This is a genomic window from Xenorhabdus griffiniae (genome assembly GCF_001028135.1).
Classification (GTDB): Bacteria; Pseudomonadota; Gammaproteobacteria; order Enterobacterales; family Enterobacteriaceae; genus Xenorhabdus; species Xenorhabdus bakwenae.
Window position 1 is genome coordinate 12800 of record NZ_LDNM01000010.1, and the last position, 18632, is coordinate 31431.

Below are 18632 nucleotides of genomic sequence, written 5' to 3' on the forward strand. Positions count from 1 at the left end.
ATCAATTCTATTGATTGAAATTTATACTAACTGAAAGTGATCGAGAGAACCTAATGATAATAAGAGCGGCTACTATGCAGGATATTGAGGCTATTTTATCTCTTTATAGCATATTGTTTAGTGAAATGGCGGCGTTACAGCCGGATAGAATGCAGGCGGCTGAACAAGACAGAGATTTTATTGTTTCCAATATCAATAACGATAAGTTTCATTTACTGGTTGCGGAAGATGGGAATGGCAATATTAAAGGTTTTGCTATTGCCCAGGAGCAAAAAACACCTCTCTTCAATTGCCTGGTGCCGAGAACTTATGGTTATGTTTTTGACTTGATGGTAAGTCAGGATGCCAGAAACCTTGGAGTTGGTCAGAAGTTACTGGCTGGTATGAAAAAGTGGGCGCAAGAAAACCATTATTCACACCTTGAACTGAGTGTATTATCCCACAATGTTGATGCGATACGTTTTTATATCAGGGAAGGGTATCAAGAAGCCAGCAGAACGATGGTAATTACCTTGTGAATAAAAAGAATATATATTAAAACCATCAAAAGTTATACTTTGATGGTTATTTTATTAGTTGGTTTACTCTTCATGTTTTTAAACAGTAACACCAAGCTATTTAGGAAATAATATTTGCAGTAGCCCGATATTCTTTTAATACTTCATCCATAACCCAACTGGTGCGAGCGGCAGATTCACCCGTGGAGGGACAATTGCCATTGCCTTGCTAAATCTGCATTGCGCCGCATGACGGCGACTAATTCTGAATTCTCCAATTTATAAAAAGCTGGGCCACTTTTTACTTCTGTTACATCACCACAACCTATAATACCCCATCTTACTTTTTGCATTGTGTTTTTCCGATATATCAATTTGTTGATTTGTAAAATAATATCGGAAAGTTTATAACAGTACCGGTTTCTATTCTATATTTCTCTGTCCAATAGATTAGTTTATTTTATGAAAAAATGATTAATATTCAGTGTGTTATGTGAGGTGATGGCCTAATTTTAAACGTGGGTAACGCATTCTGGCGATACTTTTCTTCTGTTGTGGCATAATGCGCGGCTATCGATTTTACATTTCCCTTTTTATCCACTTTAAGAGCAACAGTTGTGTTAAGTACAAACAACATCACTATGCAGTTTGGCAGTAAGCCACTGTTTGAAAATATTTCTGTCAAATTCGGCAACGGTAACCGCTATGGTTTGATTGGGGCGAATGGGGCAGGCAAATCTACTTTCATGAAAATCTTGGGCCGGGATTTAACCCCAACTTCCGGTAATGTCAGCCTTGATCCTAATGAGCGTTTGGGTAAGTTGCGTCAGGATCAGTTTGCTTTCGAAGAATATACCGTGCTGGATACCGTCATCATGGGGCATAAGGAGCTGTGGGAGGTCAAACAGGAGCGTGACCGTATTTATGCGATGGCAGAAATGAGCGAAGAAGATGGCTATCGCGTCGCAGATCTGGAAGTCGCTTATGGTGAGATGGAAGGTTACAGTGCAGAAGCGCGTGCCGGCGAATTGTTGTTGGGGGTCGGCATTCCCGTTGAACAGCATTATGGCTTGATGAGTGCAGTGGCTCCGGGCTGGAAATTGCGCGTATTGCTGGCACAAGCCCTGTTTTCCAATCCTGATGTCTTGCTGCTCGATGAGCCAACTAACAACCTGGATATCGACACTATCCGCTGGTTGGAGCAAGTGCTCAACGAACGTAACAGCACGATGATCATCATTTCCCATGACCGTCATTTCCTGAATACGGTATGCACACATATGGCCGATCTGGACTATGGCGATCTGCGCTTGTTCCCTGGCAACTATGATGAGTATATGATTGCTGCAACGCAAGCGCGTGAACGTCTGCTGGCCGATAATGCCAAGAAAAAGGCGCAAATTGCTGACTTGCAGGCATTCGTTAGCCGTTTCAGTGCTAATGCTTCCAAGTCTAAACAGGCGACTTCCCGTGCCCGTCAGATTGATAAGATCCAGTTGGAAGAGGTGAAGGCTTCCAGCCGTCAGAATCCTTATATCCGCTTTGAACAAGAGAAAAAACTGTTCCGCAATGCGCTGGAGTTGGAGGCATTGACCAAGGGATACGATAACAACCCACTGTTTAAAAATCTAAATATGCTGATAGAAGTCGGCGAAAAGATGGCGGTAATTGGTGAAAACGGTATCGGTAAAACGACCCTCCTGAAGACACTGATTGGTGAGGAAACGCCAAATAGCGGCACCATTAAATGGTCTGAAAATAGCACGATTGGCTATTATGCACAGGATCATGCCAGTGATTTTAACTGTGATATGACGGTGTTTGAGTGGATGAGCCAATGGAAGCGCGAAAGCGATGATGAGCAGGCAGTACGCAGTATTCTTGGTCGCTTGTTGTTTGGGCAGGATGATATCAAGAAGAAAGTGGGTGTGCTTTCCGGTGGTGAACAAGGCCGGATGCTGTTTGGCAAACTGATGATGCACAAGCCTAATATTCTGGTGATGGATGAACCAACTAACCACCTGGATATGGAATCTATCGAATCTTTGAACCTGGCGCTGGAACTTTACCAGGGAACGCTGATTTTTGTCTCCCATGACCGTGCTTTTGTGAGTTCATTGGCTAGCCGTATTTTAGAAATTAAATCCGACAAGGTGATTGATTTTAAAGGTACTTATGATGAGTATCTGAGAAGTCAGGGGATTGTCGGGTAAGCTTTTTGTATTGGAAGAGAAACATCCGGCTTAATTGGGCTGGATGTTTCTTTATCAGAAGTAAGTTTCCAACGACATATTCATTGTGACTGGCAAACTTCACATAAGGGATCTTGCAGCAATGTTATTTGGCGAAATTGCATTGTCATTGCATCAAAAAGTAATACTTTGCCGTGACAGGTTTGCCCGTATTGAGTCAATAGCTTAATGGTTTCCATTGCCTGCAATGAACCGATAGTTCCTACCAATGGCGCCATGACACCTGCTTCAACACAAGTCAGGCTGTTTTCACCAAACAAGCGGCTCAGGCAACGGTAACAGGGCGTTTCCGGTTGGTAAGTAAAGACAGAAAGCTGGCCTTCCATGCGGATCGCAGCACCCGAAACCAATGTTATCTTACGGCCATAACACAGGCGATTGAGTTGTTCACGAATGGCAACATTATCTGTACAGTCGAGTACAATTTCATGTTGGCTGATTAATTCATCTAACGCCGGATCATCCAATAGCCCTTCAATGGGATTGATAGTGATGTGTGGATTGATCTCCCGCAGGGTTCGCGCGGCGGAATGCACTTTTGCCATACCAATGCGCTCATCGCGGTGGAGGATCTGCCGTTGCAGATTGGAAAGGGAAACCGTGTCAAAATCCAGCAGGGTCATTGTCCCAATACCCGCCGCCGCAAGATACTGGGAAGCGGCGCAACCCAGCCCGCCAGCACCCACTATCAACACGTTGGCTGATTTTAATGTTTCCTGTCCGTCGAAATCGAAACCACGTAAGACAATTTGTCTGTTATAACGCAAGGTTTCTTCATCAGTAAGTTCGACCGCCATTTTTCACTATCTTCTTATGATTGGTTTTTCGGTTATTGGTTTTTCGGTTATTGGTTTTTTAACTATTTATTTTTTAATAAATAGTTAAAAAACTCGATTTGCACGGTTTCACCAGCAGCAACATGCCCACGTTCCCGTTCCAACACAATAAAACAGTTGCCGAAGTTATATGAACTAAATATATGGGAGCCTTGATGCCCCGTAGTTTGCACTTCTAATTCACCCTGTTCATTAAGTGAAGCAATACCACGTTGGAAATCCAGCCTGCCGGGGGATTTTTTCAAAGGTGTCGTCGTCCTGGCCGTGAGACGCATAGGTGATTGCCATGCAGTAAAACCCGATAGGTGGGCAATCAACGGTTGTACCAATTGGTAGAACGTGAGCACGGCTGATACCGGGTTGCCAGGCAAGCCGCAGAACCAGGCATTTTCCAATTTACCGAAGGCGAAAGGTTTACCCGGTTTGATGGCGAGTTTCCAAAAACTGATTTTTCCTGTTTCGTCTAAAATCTGTTTGGTGTAATCCGCTTCACCAACAGAAACGCCACCGCTACTGATCACTAAATCAGTTTGTTTATCTGCTTCAATAAAGGCCCGGCGCAAGGCTTCAGGATCATCGCGGATTACGCCAAGATCGATGATTTCACACTCCAGTTTTTCCAGCATCAGGCGAATAGCAAACCGGTTGGTATCGTAAATTTGGCCTGCCTGTAAGGGTTCACCGATGGCTTGTAACTCGTCACCGGTAGAAAAAATGGCAACTTTCAGCTTGCGGACAACATCAACCGTTGCAATGCCTAGTGAAGCAATCAGCGCTAATTGTGCTGTGGAGAGCTTGATCCCTTTTGGTAATACCACCGCATTTTGGCTGATATCTTCCCCAATGGTGCGAATGTTCTGCCCCGGTTTTACCGGATGGGTGAAGCGAATTCCCATTTCGGTAGCCTCCGTTTGTTCTTGCATCACAACGGCATCAGCGCCAAAAGGAATGAGAGCACCGGTCATAATGCGGATACAACTGCCGTTCGGCCATTCCTGCTGAAACGGCATACCTGCCAGCGCTTTGCCTGCCACGGGTAAGATATGGTTTTCGTTAAGATCTGCCAGGCGAATCGCATAACCATCCATTGCTGAGTTATCAAACGAGGGGACGTTGATCGGGGAAACGATATCAGTGGCGGTAATTCTGCCCATAGATTCGGTCAGGTTAATGGTTTCTGTCGTGATCAGAGGAGTTGCAGTAAGGGGAACGGTGTGTGTCAGTAATGTTTCCAGTGCTTGCTCAAGAGAGATTAAGTCTGAGGTATGACAGTGATCCATAAGAAACTCCCTATATGCCGCAAATTGCGGACAAGTGTTTATTCTTGTATTGGATGCATTATGGCAAAGATTGCATTGATGGGGAATGACAGGCAGTGGTGACTGCCACAGAGAGGGTTGTTAAGAAAAGATGTATATTATATTTATGGTTTGTTATAACTAAATAATGCCCCCAACCAATTAATTTCATTACTCTTTAATCACTATGAAAAATCAAACGGTTACATCTCTTCATCGTAATTATCAAGCTGTTCAGATTGCATTAAGCGGTTTTCTCGCTTTGGTTGTTGCAATGGGAATAGGACGCTTCACTTTTACCCCACAAGTGCCATTGATGATTGCTGAATCACAACTCACATTAACGAGTGCGGGGATAGTCGCCGCATTCAATTACCTCGGCTATCTGGCGGGTTCTTATGATGCCATGCGGGCGCCACGTTTTGTGGAATGCCGTTTGTGGAGCGGTTTGTGGGGAGCCGTCATTATCACCCTGCTTTCTGCCTTGTTGGATGGACCGATATTGCATAGTATTGCCCGCTTTTTTATAGGTTGGGCCAGTGGTTGGACGTTGGTATTGGTAGCTGCATGGGCGAATGATGAATTGGCAAAATTGAGTCGTCCGGGGTTGAGTGCAGCCGTTTTCTCAGGGACAGGCGTGGGGATTTTTATTAGTGGTATGCTGGCAATTGGCATCCAATCCTGGCAGATGAGCGCAGCCAGTGCGTGGATGTTATATGGTATTTTGGCGCTGTTATTCAGTGTTTACGTCAGTCGCTATCTGCCCCGCAGCGGTGAATTACACCGTCCGCAGACGGCGGGCGAAACACTGAGCCTGACACCGGAAATCAAGCGATTGGTGTGGTGTTATAGCCTGGCTGGATTCGGCTATATTTTGCCTGCGACGTTTCTTTCCCAAATGGCGGCAGCGCGTTTTCCTGATAGCTTGTTTGCCCAATTTGTCTGGCCAATATTTGGCGGTGCGTCGGTCGTTGGCATCATGCTGGGAATTTTGTTGCGTAATGTATCAACATCCCGAATCCGTCTGGCGGTTACGTTATGGCTCCAGGCACTCGGCATCCTGATTGTGGAAATATTACCGGGCATTGGTGGTTTGATGATTGGGGCATTGCTGATAGGCGGTGGATTTATGTGTGTGGTACAGCTTGCTTTACAGTATGGCCGTGAATTGGCGCCCAATCATGCCCGTTATATGGCGGGATTGCTGACCACGGGCTATGCGCTGGGGCAATTGGTAGGGCCAATGTTATCCGCGACTTCGACATGGCTGACAGGCAAATTAGAACCTGCTTTGTATATCGCATTTATTGGGTTGCTCATTGCCGGTTTACTGGTATTTTATCGCACCAATACCTATCGTGAACCATCCTGATTTGGTGCATTGATGATGTACGGGTATAGTTATGCGCTCGCGTATACGATATATACTCGATAAACTTCAAGTTGCAATCCGCAAGACGGCGCAGAGCCTTATATCTCCCCGCTGCACGGGGAAATATAACACGCATCTTGAAGTTGGATTGGTATATGCGTAGAACAAGATAAATAAAGTCGATATTGTGTGGTATTACATTCGCTGATATCTGCGTAAAATAAGCGCCCTGATTTCCCGTCAAGTAACGAAAATATTTACCCTGGAGAAACTGATGTCATCCTTAAGTACAGAAGCTGCACTGGTGCATTCGGCACTGGCTGAGCGTGGTCTTGAAACCCCATTGCGTGAACAAACTTTGGAGCCAGAGGTGCGTAAGGTACGCATTAAGGCACACATGACAGAAATTATGAAGCTGTTAAATCTCGATTTGAGTGATGACAGTCTGGCAGATACGCCCGGTCGTATCGCCAAAATGTATGTGGATGAGATATTCTCAGGGTTGGACTATAACAATTTCCCGAAAATTACGCTGATAGAAAATAAAATGAAAGTGGATGAAATGGTGACCGTGCGTGATATTACGATGACCAGCACTTGTGAACACCATTTTGTCACTATTGATGGCAAAGCCACGGTTGCTTATATTCCTAAGGATAAGGTCATTGGTTTGTCGAAGATTAACCGGATTGTCCAGTTTTTTGCACAGCGCCCACAAGTGCAGGAACGCTTAACACAGCAGATCCTGATTGCATTACAAACCCTGCTTGGCACAAATAACGTCGCTGTTTCCATTGATGCTGTTCATTATTGCGTGAAAGCGCGCGGCATTCGTGATGCGACCAGTACGACGACGACGACTTCTCTGGGAGGGTTATTTAAAACCAGCCAGAATACACGGCAGGAATTCCTGCGTGCCGTGCGTCATCTGCATTTATCATGATGAATTTCTATTATCATGAAACAGAGTTGTAATGGGGTAATGTGTCAGAGAATTGAAGTACTTGATAGTGTGCGTGGTGTTGCCATTTTGGGAATATTGTTGCTGAACATTTCCAGTTTTGCTTTGCCGTATGCAGCGTCCATGAATTTGTTTTATAAAGATTCAGTCTCGTTCTCTGATGTGATGACATGGTCTGTCTTGAGTACCTTTACTCAGGGAAAATTCCTGTTTATCTTGACGCTGTTGTTCGGAGCATCACTCGAATTGCTTCGGCAGCGGGGACGGGACTGGAATATTTCCAGGTTACTGGTTTTGGCTGTTATTGGTTTGTTGCATGGAGTTTTGCTATGGGATGGTGACATTTTGTTGCTATATGGCGTTGTTGGCTTATTGGCATGGCGTTTTATCAATACCCGTCAAAAGTTGTTTGGTACAGCGGCGACGTTCTATTTATTCGGCGTAATGATGTTTTACCTTCTGGGGCTGTTTCCCTTAGGGGAAAATAATGCATTCTGGCAGCCTACACTGGAAGATATTTCTTATGAAAGCTACTGGAAAATGTATGGTGGATTATTGGCCATAGAATACCGTATTCGTCAGATAAGCGGGGCGATGATAGTGGTGATTGTGCAATATGGCTGGCAATTAATCGGAGTCATGCTTTGTGGCGCGATGTTACTGCGTAATGGTTGGTTAAAAGGGGAGTTTAGCCATAAGCATTACCGCCGTTTGGCGCTATGTCTGATCCCGGCTGGCATGGCAATTCAGGGTATTGCTTTGTCGATACAATACTTATATCCCTACAGTTATTTTGCATCCTGGACTGTCCGTTACACCATTACTGAACTGGCAACACCGTTGCTGGCATTGGCTTATATCGCATTGATTTATGGATTCTGGCCTGCCATTTCGCGTTGGAAAATCACGTTTTGGCTCCGGCAGGTCGGAAAAATGGCACTGAGTAGTTACGTGTTGCAAACACTGATTTGCACCACACTTTTTTATCGCTTTGAGTTATTTGGGCAGTTTAGCCGTTTGGAGTTAATGGCATTTATTCCCTTTATCTGGGTATTGAATATTGGGTTTGCTTGCTGGTGGCTGAAACGTTATTCTCAGGGACCGATGGAAAAGCTCTGGCGCAGCTTAACAGCAAAATTGGCAGGTAAGGTTTAGAGAAATCCGCCGTAAACCCTCGCCCAATGCGGGCGGGGATATAAGTTTGTCGGTAAACTGCCACTTTTATCTATTCTGATTTCCTTTGTGGCTTCCTTTCTAATTCCTGTAACTCCGCTGGCGATACCGCAGGGTAACCTTGAATTCCTGTTGGTATGGTATGTGGCGCAGGGATAGGCATTAATGGGCCTAAAAAGCGCGGTTCACGTTTTAAAATATAGAGATCAGTCAAGGCACCGAGACGAGCCAATACTTCCCTGAGACGGATCGTCATCATATTCTTGGGAGAGGGAACCACATAACATTGTGCTTCTATACCAAAATGCATAGCGATAAACAAGGCCCGTTCGCAGTGGAAGCGCTGAGTGATGATAGTAAAATCGTTGGTATCAAAGACCTTACGGGTTCTGACAACTGAGTCCAATGTTCTGAAACCGGCAAAATCCATCACAATATTACTGGCCGGAATTCCTGCCTTGATCAAATCCTTTCGCATGGTAATTGGCTCATTATAACTATGCTGGGCGTTATCTCCGCTCAATAGCAGGTATTTGACTTTACCGCTGTTGTAAGCGTTAACCGCGCCCTGGATCCGATAGAGATAATATTGGTTATATGTACCGGTTTTATAATATTTGGATGTGCCGAGTACCATACCGACTTCTCGCTCAGGCAGTTGCCTGACATCATCAAAAATGTAAGGAGCGGTTTTCCAGCTAACCCAACGGTCAAGCATAATGGCTGCCAGTATAAGAACCGCAATGATAAAAATGAAACCCGTAATCAAGCGCTTCCACATGATTTTTGTTTGCCTTATATGTGCTGATGAGCCAATGCCGTAAAGGCTACTTGACTTGAAATATCGAAGCAAGTTTTGGGGGGGCATATCGGCACTAAATTGATTCAATTAAAAAAATATAAAGCCATTATTTATGATTTATCTGACCAGATTATTATTTGATTACTTTTCAAGCCTGCCAATATTATTAGCAGGCTTATTTATTACCAATATCAGAATGAAGTGCGTTTATACACGCGATATTCTGGTTTCCAGAAATTGCGCTCAATCGCTTCATCCAACGCATCTTCCGATGTAACAATCGCTACGCCTTGAATTTGGGCTTTTTTTGCTACTTCTTTGGCTATTTTGCGGGAAACACCCTGGATGTCATCAATCAGTGGCAACAATGGGCCTGAGCCTGTTTGCGCCAGCGGTGAACACTCCGCTAATGCGCGGCTGGCCGCCATCAACATATCATCGGTAACACGTTTGGCACCGGCAGCGATAACACCTAAGCCGATCCCCGGGAAGATATAGGAGTTGTTGCATTGTGCGATTGGATATTCCTGACCGTCATATTTTACTGGTGCAAACGGGCTTCCTGTAGCGACCAATGCTTTGCCTTCCGTCCAGTTGATGATGTCTTCCGGGCGAGCTTCCACTCGTGATGTTGGGTTGGACAGCGGCATCACGATAGGACGTTCACAATGTTTGTGCATTTCACGGATGATCCCTTCGGTAAATAGACCAGATTGACCAGAAACACCAATCAGAACCGTAGGTTTGGCATTGCGAACCACGTCCATCAATGAGAGAGAATCGCGGGTGACATCCCACGATTGCAAGACGGTGCTTTTCTGTACCAATGCACTTTGGAAATCCAGTAAGTTTGGCAGCTTGTCAGTGAGGAGGCCAAAGCGGTCAACCATAAACACGCGGGCACGAGCTTGTTCATCACTCAATCCTTCAGATTTCATTTGGGCAATGATCTGCTCTGCAATACCACAGCCCGCAGAGCCGGCACCGAGGAATGCCACGGTCTGGTCTTTCAACTGGCGGCCGGCGGCCCGGCTGGCGGCAATCAGGCTACCTAAAGCAACCGCTGCGGTGCCCTGGATGTCATCATTGAAGCAGCAAAGCTCATCGCGATAGCGGTTCAACAGCGGCATGGCGTTGTTCTGGGCAAAATCTTCAAATTGCAGCAGTACGTTAGGCCAGCGACGTTTCACAGCCTGAATAAACTCATCGACAAATTCATCGTACTCTTTGCCAGTAATGCGTGGATGACGCCAGCCCATATACAGAGGGTCATTGAGGCGCTGTGGGTTATTGGTTCCTACATCCAGAACCACAGGCAGGGTATAAGCAGGGCTGATCCCGCCACAGGAGGTATACAGCGACAGTTTACCGATAGGAATACCCATGCCGCCGATCCCCTGATCACCCAGACCAAGAATGCGCTCACCATCGGTAACAACGATAACTTTTACATTCTGCTTGGTGGCATTTTGCAGCATATCATCAATGTAAGCCCGGTTTGGGTAGGAGATAAACAAGCCACGGGCACGGCGGTAAATATCAGAAAAGTGTTCACACGCTTCACCAACAGTTGGCGTGTAGATAATAGGCATCATTTCGCTTAAGTGGGCATCAAGGAGACGATAGAACAGCGTTTCGTTGGTGTCCTGAATATTCCTTAAATAAATGTGTCTATCGATATCGTATTTGAAATCGCAATATTGGCGGTAGGCGCGTTCGGCCTGCTCTTCTATTGTTTCAACGGCCTGCGGCAATAAGCCGTGTAAATTGAAATGACTACGTTCTTCTTCTGTAAAGGCACTGCCTTTATTCAGCAGAGGAAATTCCAACAAGATAGGGCCAGCGTAGGGAATATAGAGAGGACGTTTACTTTCGTGTTCCAGTTCCATGATGCTTACTCTTTGAACTTATCAATAACAAAATCGGCTATAGATCCTAAGAAGATAAAAACAATAAGTACAGTAAATGTTACTTAGATATGATTATCATGAGCAAAAATGAGAGATAACATACAGAATTGGCTAATAAAATGTTATTGGATGATACACATTTCAAAATGTATACCGTTCTGCTTTTGTACAGCCGAGAGCCGTTAATGTGCATTCTGTCGCATTCCATTGTGATAAATGGCTATTTTCGCCTTCCACCAAAACGGCTCGCTTGATGGATTGACAATCGCCACCTGCCATATTCATGAAAATCAGAGCTGCCTGTAATGGTGGTAAACTTGGGTTGAATGCCGCATTTTCTGCATAACGGCCGGTATAAACTTTCCCTTGTTCATCTTGTAGGGCAATGCCTGCATGGGATTGGCTATAAGGCGCATGGCTACGGTTCGCTGCATCCAGTGCTGCCTGCACCAATTCGTCACTGCTAGCTAACTGATGGCCGTGATTAACCTCATCCAGCAACAATGGTGTGTCGGCTAAATCGCGCGGGCCAAAGGCTTCTGGCAGGTAATCGGCCAGAGTCAATGGTGGCCGGCTGGGGAGGCAAACTTCCAATTGTGTTCCACTATTCAGTTCATTCATAAATTGTCGGCAATGGCCACAAGGTGAATAGTTGACGGTGATGGCAACCAACTTTTTCTCACCACGCAACCAAGCGTGCGTGATGGCGGATTGTTCTGCATGGATAGTTTGCTGTAATGGAACCCCAGCGAATTCCATATTGGCACCGAAATAGAGATTGCCACTTTCTCCCCGGACAATTGCGCCAACATAAAAATGGGAAATAGGCGCACGGGAATAGGCTGCGGCAAGTGGTAATAAGGCTAATGCCAGCGCCTGATCGTCTGATCCGCAGAGCTGTTTAATTGACGCCGCTTGCTCTGCGGTCAGCATGGCGGGAAAATCGTCATTGCCAATATAAGGTAAGAGGGCTTTTTGCAGTTCAGGTGTGATTTTTGCCCAGATAGCGTGAAAACGAACTTGCATAGAATGATCTCCAAATTAATTGAAGGTCATTCTAGGACGTCTGTTCAGGTTTGCAATGTGATAAATAGCATATAATTAATGAAATTCGTGTAAACAAGATATCATTTTATTAACCTATATCAAATTTTTGCTATTTTGTTGGATTTGTTTACTTTCTTGCTACGATTTTGTAACCCGTAACCCATAAAATGATTAGCCAAACAGATGCAGCAATACGGGAAATAGAAAAGGGGCAATCAGTGAGGTAATAATGCCGCAGGTCATTAAGGCCAGTGAGCTGTATGCCCCTTCAATATGATCCATTTCTGCACAGCGAGCCGTTCCCACCGCATGAGATGCTGTACCCATTGCCAACCCTCGTGCCGACGGGGTTTTTATTTTCAGGGCGTTAAATAGATTGTGACCAAAGATAGCCCCCAAAATCCCTACCATAATGACACAAGCTGCACTAATGGCGGGAATACCACCAATGGAATCGGCTACAGCCATAGCGATTGGGGTCGTCACGGATTTGGGGAGCACAGAGGCCGCAATTTGCGGTGTAGCCCCTGCCCATAATGCGATGGCAGTCCCCGTAACCATGGCGACAATGCTGCCGACAAAACAGATACTAATAATGGATTTCCACTGGGCACGGATTTGATGTAGCTGTTCATACAGCGGAAAAGCCAGTGCAACAACGGCAGGTTGCAGCACATCGTTCAGTATCCGGCTGCCGGCAAAATAGTGTTTGTAAGGAGTATGCGTCAGCAACAGCAGAGGAATGATAACGGCCATTGAGATCAGTAACGGATTAAATATCGGCAGTTTGAGTCGCACTGACAGTTTTTTAGCGCCGTAAAATACAATCAGAGTTAATGGTAGTGACCACCAGATATGGCTTAACATTTTTCTTTCTCTTCCGGTTCTTGTGATAACGGTTGTGATGGATTTGTGGGGGTTGAGATGGGTTCTTGCTGCTTAGTACCAGTCTGGCTAGTCTCCATTTGCCGAGCACTGATAATGACTCGTTCACGATGAATATAGTGGGAACTATAAGCAACAACGACCATAACAATCACTGTGCTAACGATACAAGAAAGGAGAATAGGGAGCATTTGTTGGCTAAGTTGTGGGTAATAATCCATGATCCCCACCCCGATGGGCAAAAAGAGCAGTGTCATGTGTTTCATCAACAGGCTACAGCCTGGTTTTACCCAATGTGAGGGAATAATTTGGGATGCGAGTAAGCCAAACAAGAGAAGTAAGCCAATAATACTGCCGGGGAGAGAGAAAGGAAGTTGTGCCGAAATGATATTCCCCGCGATCAGGCACAAATAAAGCAGCGCGAATGCGCGCAGGTATTGCCAACCTGTTATCAGCACATTTTGGAAAGACATAATCAATAATTCCTCAATATAACGAGGTTTTTATCATACGACTAACATTATAAATGTGCCATACATCACATTAAAAAGCGGGTCTTTTTTGGAACCCGCTTTGTTATCTAATTGATAATTAATGATATCTATTAAAAATATGCCACTATCATTTAACCTGCATACCGGGTTGGGCACCGCTGTCTGGGCTTAACAGGAAAATGTCTTTTCCACCAGGACCTGCTGCCATCACCATACCTTCTGAAATACCGAAGCGCATCTTGCGTGGAGCAAGGTTGGCAACCATCACTGTCAGACGGTTTTCCAGCGCCTTGGGATCAGGATAGGCTGAACGAATACCAGAGAAGACCTGGCGAGTTTCACCACCGAGATCAAGTGTGAGTTTCAGTAACTTATCTGAACCTTCGACAAAATCAGCCTGTTTGATCAGGGCGATCCGCAGGTCAACCTTGGCAAAGTCATCAAATGCAATGGTGTCCTGAATGGGATCATCTGCCAGCGGGCCTGTTACAGTTTGTTGTGGCTCGATGCTCTCTTTTGAATCAGCAACTATGGCTTCAATTTTCGCCATTTCGATGCGGTTGAACAGCGCCTTGAATGGTGAAACATCATGGTTCAACAAAGGTTGCTGGATGCCATCCCAAGTCAGTTCAGTATTCAGGAAGGCTTCTGCCCGTGTGGCCAAAGCCGGGAGTACAGGTTTCAGGTAAGTCATCAGCACGCGGAACAGGTTAATTCCCATTGAACAGATTGCTTGCAGATCAGCATCACGGCCTTCTTGTTTCGCCACAATCCACGGGGCTTGTTCATCAACATAGCGGTTAGCCAGATCGGCCAGTGCCATCATTTCACGGATCGCCTTGCCGAATTCACGATTGGTAAAATCGTCTGCAATGCCCTGTGCAGCATCGACGAATTTCTGGTATAGCGCAGGATCAGCGAGTTGCTCCGCCAGTTTGCCGCCAAAGCGCTTGTTGATAAAGCCCGCATTGCGTGAAGCAAGGTTAACCACTTTGTTAACGACATCGCTGTTTACACGCTGAACAAAATCTTCCAGATTCAGATCAATATCGTCAATGCGGGAAGAGAGTTTTGCCGCGTAATAATAGCGCAGGCAGTCTGCATCCAGGTGTTTCAGATAAGTACTGGCCTTGATGAAGGTGCCACGGGACTTGGACATCTTAGTGCCGTTAACCGTGATATAACCGTGGACAAACAGGTTGGTTGGCTTACGGTAGTTACAGCCTTCCAACATGGCTGGCCAGAACAGACTGTGGAAATAAACGATGTCTTTGCCAATAAAATGGTAGAGATCGGCTTTGGAATCTTTTGCCCAGAACTCATCGAAATTCAGGTCATCACGTTTATCACACAGATTCTGGAATGAACCCATATAACCAATTGGGGCATCCAGCCAGACATAGAAATATTTACCGGGCTGATCGGGGATCTCAAAACCAAAATAAGGTGAATCACGGGTAATATCCCATTGTTGCAGCCCCGCTTCGAACCACTCCTGCATTTTATTAGCCACTTGCTCCTGCAAGGTGCCGGAACGCGTCCATTTTTGCAGCATATCGCTGAAAGCAGGCAGATCGAAGAAGAAATGCTCTGTGTCACGCATTTCTGGCGTTGCGCCGGAGACAACAGAACGAGGATTAAGCAATTCCGTTGGGGAATAGGTGGTTCCGCAAACTTCACAGTTATCGCCGTACTGGTCTTCTGCCTTACATTTCGGGCAGGCACCTTTGACGAAACGGTCTGGCAGGAACATACTTTTTTCTGGATCAAATAATTGAGAAATTGTCCGGTTTTTAATGTAACCGTTCTTTTTCAGTTCCAGATAAATTTGAGAGGCAAGAACTCTGTTCTCTTCGCTGTGCGTAGAGTGGTAATTATCATAGCTGATGGCAAAACCGGCAAAATCCTGCTGATGCTCTAGGCTCACCTTGGCAATCATCTCTTCTGGAGAAATGCCACTCTGCTGTGCTTTCAGCATAATTGGTGTACCGTGGGCATCGTCGGCACAGACAAAGTGAACCTCTTTGCCGCGCATTCGATGATAACGAACCCAAATATCAGCCTGAATGTGTTCCAGAATATGACCGAGATGAATTGGACCGTTAGCATAAGGTAACGCACAGGTCACCAATAATTTGTTCGCGACTTGAGACATAGTTAGGATCAGACTTCCGTAAAGTGAAAAGGGTTTTTGATGTTACCTGATAAGGCGCGTTGCTGCTAGGGTAACGCGAGATCTTCGTCACTTTTACGGGTTACCTTTATCCGAAGTGGTTAGCTTCTGTTATGATGGCTGAACAGTTTTAGGTTTGAGAAAGATAAATCAAAAGGAGCTGGGATGAACTCACAATCCCCGGAGCAGACCAATCCTGACCTGCTGAAAAAACATGTTGCAAAGATATTAGCAACATTCAAACATGTGACCTTAGAGCAAGATTTGATTGCCCTGAAAGCATTACACCATTGCACTATGCTGGATGGGATACTGCATATTGAATTAACCATGCCGTTTGTCTGGAAACGCGCCTTCGAAATATTAAAGAAAGAAACCACTCAATGCTTGCAATCCGCGACGGGAGCAAAATCCGTTGAATGGCGATTAACCCACAATATCAGCACATTGCGTCGTGCCAATAATCTGCCGGGTGTTAATGGCGTGCGCAATATCGTGGCAGTCAGTTCAGGGAAAGGCGGCGTAGGGAAATCCAGCACAGCGGTGAATCTGGCGCTGGCGCTGGCACAGGAAGGTGCAAAAGTGGGCATTTTGGATGCAGATATTTATGGGCCATCCATTCCCAATATGCTTGGTACAGCCAAAGAGCGCCCGACTTCCCCTGATGGACAGCATATGGCACCAATTATGGTTCACAGCATGGCAACCAACTCCATCGGTTACCTTGTTACCGATGATAACGCGATGGTATGGCGTGGCCCGATGGCAAGCAAGGCCTTGATGCAGATGCTGCAAGATACGCTGTGGCCGGATCTGGATTATCTGGTGATTGATATGCCGCCAGGAACAGGCGATATCCAGCTAACCTTGTCCCAGAATATTCCGGTGACAGGCGCGTTGGTTATCACAACCCCACAAGATATTGCCCTGATCGATGCGATGAAAGGCATCGTCATGTTTCAGAAAGTCAATGTGCCCGTATTGGGTATTGTTGAGAACATGAGCACCCACATTTGCAGTAACTGCGGCCATCATGAGTCCATTTTCGGCACGGGTGGGGCGGCAAAACTGGCAGAAAAATATCATTGCCAATTACTGGGGCAGATCCCGCTGCATATTTCACTGCGCGAAGATCTCGATCGGGGTGAACCGACGGTAAGCAGCCAGCCTGACAGTGAATTTGCCGATATTTATCGTGAGATTGCTGCCAATATTTCTGCCAAGATGTATTGGCAGGGCGAAAAAATCCCGACTGAAATTTCTTTTCGTGCAGTTTGATTAATGAGTTTAACTGTGTGTAACAGCGGTTGAGCGGTTGAGTAGAAAAAGTTGGTCAATGGCTCAATGGGTACAGAGTCATTGACCAGTACTCAATGTTTTCTCTATTTTCTACCGCAATATAACACCTTATCATCCGAGATCCGGTTGCACATTTTTGTGAAAATTATTTGCAGAATATTTTCCGTCAGGCCATAAAATTGCGGGGTTTTTATGCGAAGCGTATCGAAAAAAACGAGACTTATTCTGTTTACTCTGGAATAGAAGCCATTTACTCCCTATAATCCGCCAAACATGGTGTTAGCAAATACCATATTCCCGCTTTATTTTTTTCTTTATTTAACCAGGTTATTTTTAGTATGGCTGATGAAGCACATAAGTGTACAATCGTAGGTATTTCAGGTGCCTCCGCCTCAGGCAAAAGCCTTATTTCCAGCACACTTTATCGAGAATTACGGGCTCAGGTTGGTGATCACAATATCGGCGTTATTCCAGAAGATTGTTATTATAAAGATCAAACGGATACCCCGATGGAAGAGCGTCATAAAGTTAATTATGATCACCCAAATTCTATGGATCACGATTTGCTACTCGAGCATCTTCAGGCATTGAAAGCCGGAAAATCCATTGAATTACCACAATATGACTACGTTGAGCACACCCGCAAACCTGAAGCCATTCATTTTGAACCGAAAAGAGTTATTATCCTCGAAGGTATCCTACTATTAACAGATAAGCGCTTACGCCAAGAACTGGACTTTTCCATTTTTGTCGATACGCCACTGGATATTTGTCTGATGCGCCGTATTAAACGTGATGTGAATGAACGCGGACGTTCATTGGATTCCGTGATAGAGCAGTACAAGAGAACGGTGCGTCCAATGTACCTGCAATTTATCGAGCCATCGAAACAATATGCCGATATTATTGTGCCTCGTGGTGGAAAAAACCGCGTGGCCATTGATATCTTAAAAGCCAAGATTGGCCAATTTTGCGAATAATCTGTTATCCAGGTATTCATCAGTATCATCGTATTTGAGAGGAAATAATGCGACTCTGTGACCGTGACATTATTAAATGGCTAGATGAAGGTAAGCTGGTAATTACCCCTCGTCCCCCTGTAGAACGCATTAATGGGGCAACGGCTGATGTGCGCCTTGGGAATCAGTTTCGTGTTTTTCGTGGTCATACTGCCGCTTATATTGATTTGAGTGGGCCTAAGGCAGAAGTCAATGCGGCACTTGACCGTGTCATGAGCGATGAAATTACGTTGCCGGCGGGGGAAGCCTTTTTCCTCCATCCTGGCGAATTGGCTTTGGCAGTAACGCTGGAATCTGTCACACTGCCTGATAATTTAGTCGGTTGGTTGGATGGTCGCTCATCTTTGGCTCGTCTTGGTTTGATGGTTCATGTTACTGCGCATCGTATTGATCCAGGCTGGCAGGGACAAATTGTCCTGGAATTCTACAATTCAGGCAAACTGCCTTTAGCCTTGCGTCCTGGTATGGTAATAGGTGCATTGAGTTTTGAACCGCTTTCTGGCTCTGCTGAACGACCTTATAACCGACGTCAGGATGCTAAATATAAAAATCAGCAGGGAGCCGTAGGTAGCCGAATCAGTGAGGATTAATCTTTTCTGGTAAAAGCCTTCTGG

17 protein-coding genes are annotated in these 18632 nt (G+C 45.4%); 8 read left to right on the top strand and 9 right to left on the bottom strand.

Going from position 1 to position 18632, the window contains the following annotated elements; genetic code table 11:
* Nucleotides 1-53: 53 nt before the first annotated feature.
* Nucleotides 54-518, top strand: coding sequence for a GNAT family N-acetyltransferase (locus AAY47_RS03505; protein WP_047766931.1), 465 nt, complete (start codon nt 54-56; stop codon nt 516-518).
* A 176-nt stretch (nt 519-694) separates the two neighbouring features.
* On the opposite strand, the gene AAY47_RS21580 is transcribed toward AAY47_RS03505, so the two are convergent.
* Entirely contained in the window at nt 695-850 is a 156-nt protein-coding gene (locus AAY47_RS21580; RefSeq protein ID WP_235428274.1) for a hypothetical protein, read from the bottom strand.
* 264 nt (nt 851-1114) lie between these two features.
* On the opposite strand from AAY47_RS21580, the gene AAY47_RS03510 reads away from it, so the two are divergent.
* The gene (locus AAY47_RS03510; protein ID WP_047766933.1) at nt 1115-2710 is read left to right on the top strand and encodes an ABC-F family ATPase; all 1596 of its coding nucleotides are present in this window, start codon (nt 1115-1117) and stop codon (nt 2708-2710) included.
* A gap of 80 nt (nt 2711-2790) precedes the next feature.
* On the opposite strand, the gene moeB is transcribed toward AAY47_RS03510, so the two are convergent.
* Nucleotides 2791-3546, bottom strand: coding sequence for a molybdopterin-synthase adenylyltransferase MoeB (moeB, locus tag AAY47_RS03515; RefSeq protein WP_047766935.1), 756 nt, complete (start codon nt 3544-3546; stop codon nt 2791-2793).
* Nucleotides 3547-3608: 62 nt separating this feature from the next.
* Nucleotides 3609-4865 carry a molybdopterin molybdotransferase MoeA gene (gene moeA, locus AAY47_RS03520; RefSeq protein ID WP_047766937.1) on the bottom strand — a complete coding sequence of 419 codons (1257 nt, stop codon included), beginning with the start codon at nt 4863-4865 and terminating at the stop codon, nt 3609-3611.
* A gap of 205 nt (nt 4866-5070) precedes the next feature.
* Here moeA and AAY47_RS03525 point away from each other — a divergent pair, with 205 nt between their 5' ends.
* From AAY47_RS03525 to yeiB, 3 genes are all read left to right on the top strand, one after another.
* On the top strand, nt 5071-6255 hold the full coding sequence (locus tag AAY47_RS03525) for a YbfB/YjiJ family MFS transporter (RefSeq protein WP_047766939.1): 1185 nt from the start codon (nt 5071-5073) through the stop codon (nt 6253-6255).
* Nucleotides 6256-6529: 274 nt separating this feature from the next.
* Nucleotides 6530-7198 (top strand): GTP cyclohydrolase I FolE, encoded by a 669-nt coding sequence (folE, locus tag AAY47_RS03530; protein WP_047766941.1) that lies wholly within the window; start codon nt 6530-6532, stop codon nt 7196-7198.
* A gap of 39 nt (nt 7199-7237) precedes the next feature.
* A complete protein-coding gene (gene yeiB / locus AAY47_RS03535; protein ID WP_200897735.1) occupies nt 7238-8371 on the top strand; it encodes a DUF418 domain-containing protein YeiB in 1134 nt (377 codons plus the stop codon).
* A 70-nt stretch (nt 8372-8441) separates the two neighbouring features.
* Here the strand turns inward: yeiB and sanA are convergent, their stop codons facing one another.
* The 6 genes from sanA to metG form a co-directional block, all read right to left on the bottom strand.
* A complete protein-coding gene (sanA, locus tag AAY47_RS03540) occupies nt 8442-9170 on the bottom strand; it encodes an outer membrane permeability protein SanA (protein WP_047766945.1) in 729 nt (242 codons plus the stop codon).
* Nucleotides 9171-9382: 212 nt separating this feature from the next.
* Nucleotides 9383-11080, bottom strand: a complete 1698-nt coding sequence (locus AAY47_RS03545; protein ID WP_047766947.1) for an NAD-dependent malic enzyme — start codon at nt 11078-11080, stop codon at nt 9383-9385.
* Nucleotides 11081-11242: 162 nt separating this feature from the next.
* Complete coding sequence (cdd, locus tag AAY47_RS03550) at nt 11243-12127, bottom strand: cytidine deaminase (RefSeq protein WP_047766949.1); 885 nt, start codon at nt 12125-12127, stop codon at nt 11243-11245.
* Nucleotides 12128-12319: 192 nt separating this feature from the next.
* Nucleotides 12320-13015 carry a CidB/LrgB family autolysis modulator gene (locus AAY47_RS03555; RefSeq protein ID WP_047766951.1) on the bottom strand — a complete coding sequence of 232 codons (696 nt, stop codon included), beginning with the start codon at nt 13013-13015 and terminating at the stop codon, nt 12320-12322.
* The gene (locus AAY47_RS03560; RefSeq protein ID WP_047766954.1) at nt 13009-13506 is read right to left on the bottom strand and encodes a CidA/LrgA family protein; all 498 of its coding nucleotides are present in this window, start codon (nt 13504-13506) and stop codon (nt 13009-13011) included. The genes AAY47_RS03555 and AAY47_RS03560 overlap by 7 nt, the downstream gene beginning before the upstream one ends.
* A 148-nt stretch (nt 13507-13654) precedes the next feature.
* Nucleotides 13655-15682, bottom strand: a complete 2028-nt coding sequence (metG, locus tag AAY47_RS03565) for a methionine--tRNA ligase (RefSeq protein WP_047766956.1) — start codon at nt 15680-15682, stop codon at nt 13655-13657.
* Nucleotides 15683-15865: 183 nt separating this feature from the next.
* Here metG and apbC point away from each other — a divergent pair, with 183 nt between their 5' ends.
* The 3 genes from apbC to dcd all read left to right on the top strand — a co-directional run bounded on the left by apbC (nt 15866) and on the right by dcd (nt 18608).
* The gene (gene apbC / locus AAY47_RS03570) at nt 15866-16978 is read left to right on the top strand and encodes an iron-sulfur cluster carrier protein ApbC (RefSeq protein ID WP_047766957.1); all 1113 of its coding nucleotides are present in this window, start codon (nt 15866-15868) and stop codon (nt 16976-16978) included.
* Nucleotides 16979-17337: 359 nt separating this feature from the next.
* Complete coding sequence (gene udk, locus AAY47_RS03575) at nt 17338-17979, top strand: uridine kinase (protein WP_047766959.1); 642 nt, start codon at nt 17338-17340, stop codon at nt 17977-17979.
* 47 nt (nt 17980-18026) lie between these two features.
* Nucleotides 18027-18608 carry a dCTP deaminase gene (dcd, locus tag AAY47_RS03580; protein ID WP_047766961.1) on the top strand — a complete coding sequence of 194 codons (582 nt, stop codon included), beginning with the start codon at nt 18027-18029 and terminating at the stop codon, nt 18606-18608.
* The last annotated feature ends 24 nt before the right edge of the window (nt 18609-18632 follow it).

Coding starts and splice junctions, on each gene's coding strand:
- AAY47_RS03505 (WP_047766931.1), top strand. CDS start 54: ATGATAATAAGAGCGGCTACTATGCAGGATATTGAGGCTATTTTATCT.
- AAY47_RS21580 (WP_235428274.1), bottom strand. CDS start 850: ATGCAAAAAGTAAGATGGGGTATTATAGGTTGTGGTGATGTAACAGAA.
- moeB (WP_047766935.1), bottom strand. CDS start 3,546: ATGGCGGTCGAACTTACTGATGAAGAAACCTTGCGTTATAACAGACAA.
- moeA (WP_047766937.1), bottom strand. CDS start 4,865: ATGGATCACTGTCATACCTCAGACTTAATCTCTCTTGAGCAAGCACTG.
- AAY47_RS03525 (WP_047766939.1), top strand. CDS start 5,071: ATGAAAAATCAAACGGTTACATCTCTTCATCGTAATTATCAAGCTGTT.
- folE (WP_047766941.1), top strand. CDS start 6,530: ATGTCATCCTTAAGTACAGAAGCTGCACTGGTGCATTCGGCACTGGCT.
- yeiB (WP_200897735.1), top strand. CDS start 7,238: ATGTGTCAGAGAATTGAAGTACTTGATAGTGTGCGTGGTGTTGCCATT.
- sanA (WP_047766945.1), bottom strand. CDS start 9,170: ATGTGGAAGCGCTTGATTACGGGTTTCATTTTTATCATTGCGGTTCTT.
- AAY47_RS03545 (WP_047766947.1), bottom strand. CDS start 11,080: ATGGAACTGGAACACGAAAGTAAACGTCCTCTCTATATTCCCTACGCT.
- cdd (WP_047766949.1), bottom strand. CDS start 12,127: ATGCAAGTTCGTTTTCACGCTATCTGGGCAAAAATCACACCTGAACTG.
- AAY47_RS03555 (WP_047766951.1), bottom strand. CDS start 13,015: ATGTTAAGCCATATCTGGTGGTCACTACCATTAACTCTGATTGTATTT.
- AAY47_RS03560 (WP_047766954.1), bottom strand. CDS start 13,506: ATGTCTTTCCAAAATGTGCTGATAACAGGTTGGCAATACCTGCGCGCA.
- metG (WP_047766956.1), bottom strand. CDS start 15,682: ATGTCTCAAGTCGCGAACAAATTATTGGTGACCTGTGCGTTACCTTAT.
- apbC (WP_047766957.1), top strand. CDS start 15,866: ATGAACTCACAATCCCCGGAGCAGACCAATCCTGACCTGCTGAAAAAA.
- udk (WP_047766959.1), top strand. CDS start 17,338: ATGGCTGATGAAGCACATAAGTGTACAATCGTAGGTATTTCAGGTGCC.
- dcd (WP_047766961.1), top strand. CDS start 18,027: ATGCGACTCTGTGACCGTGACATTATTAAATGGCTAGATGAAGGTAAG.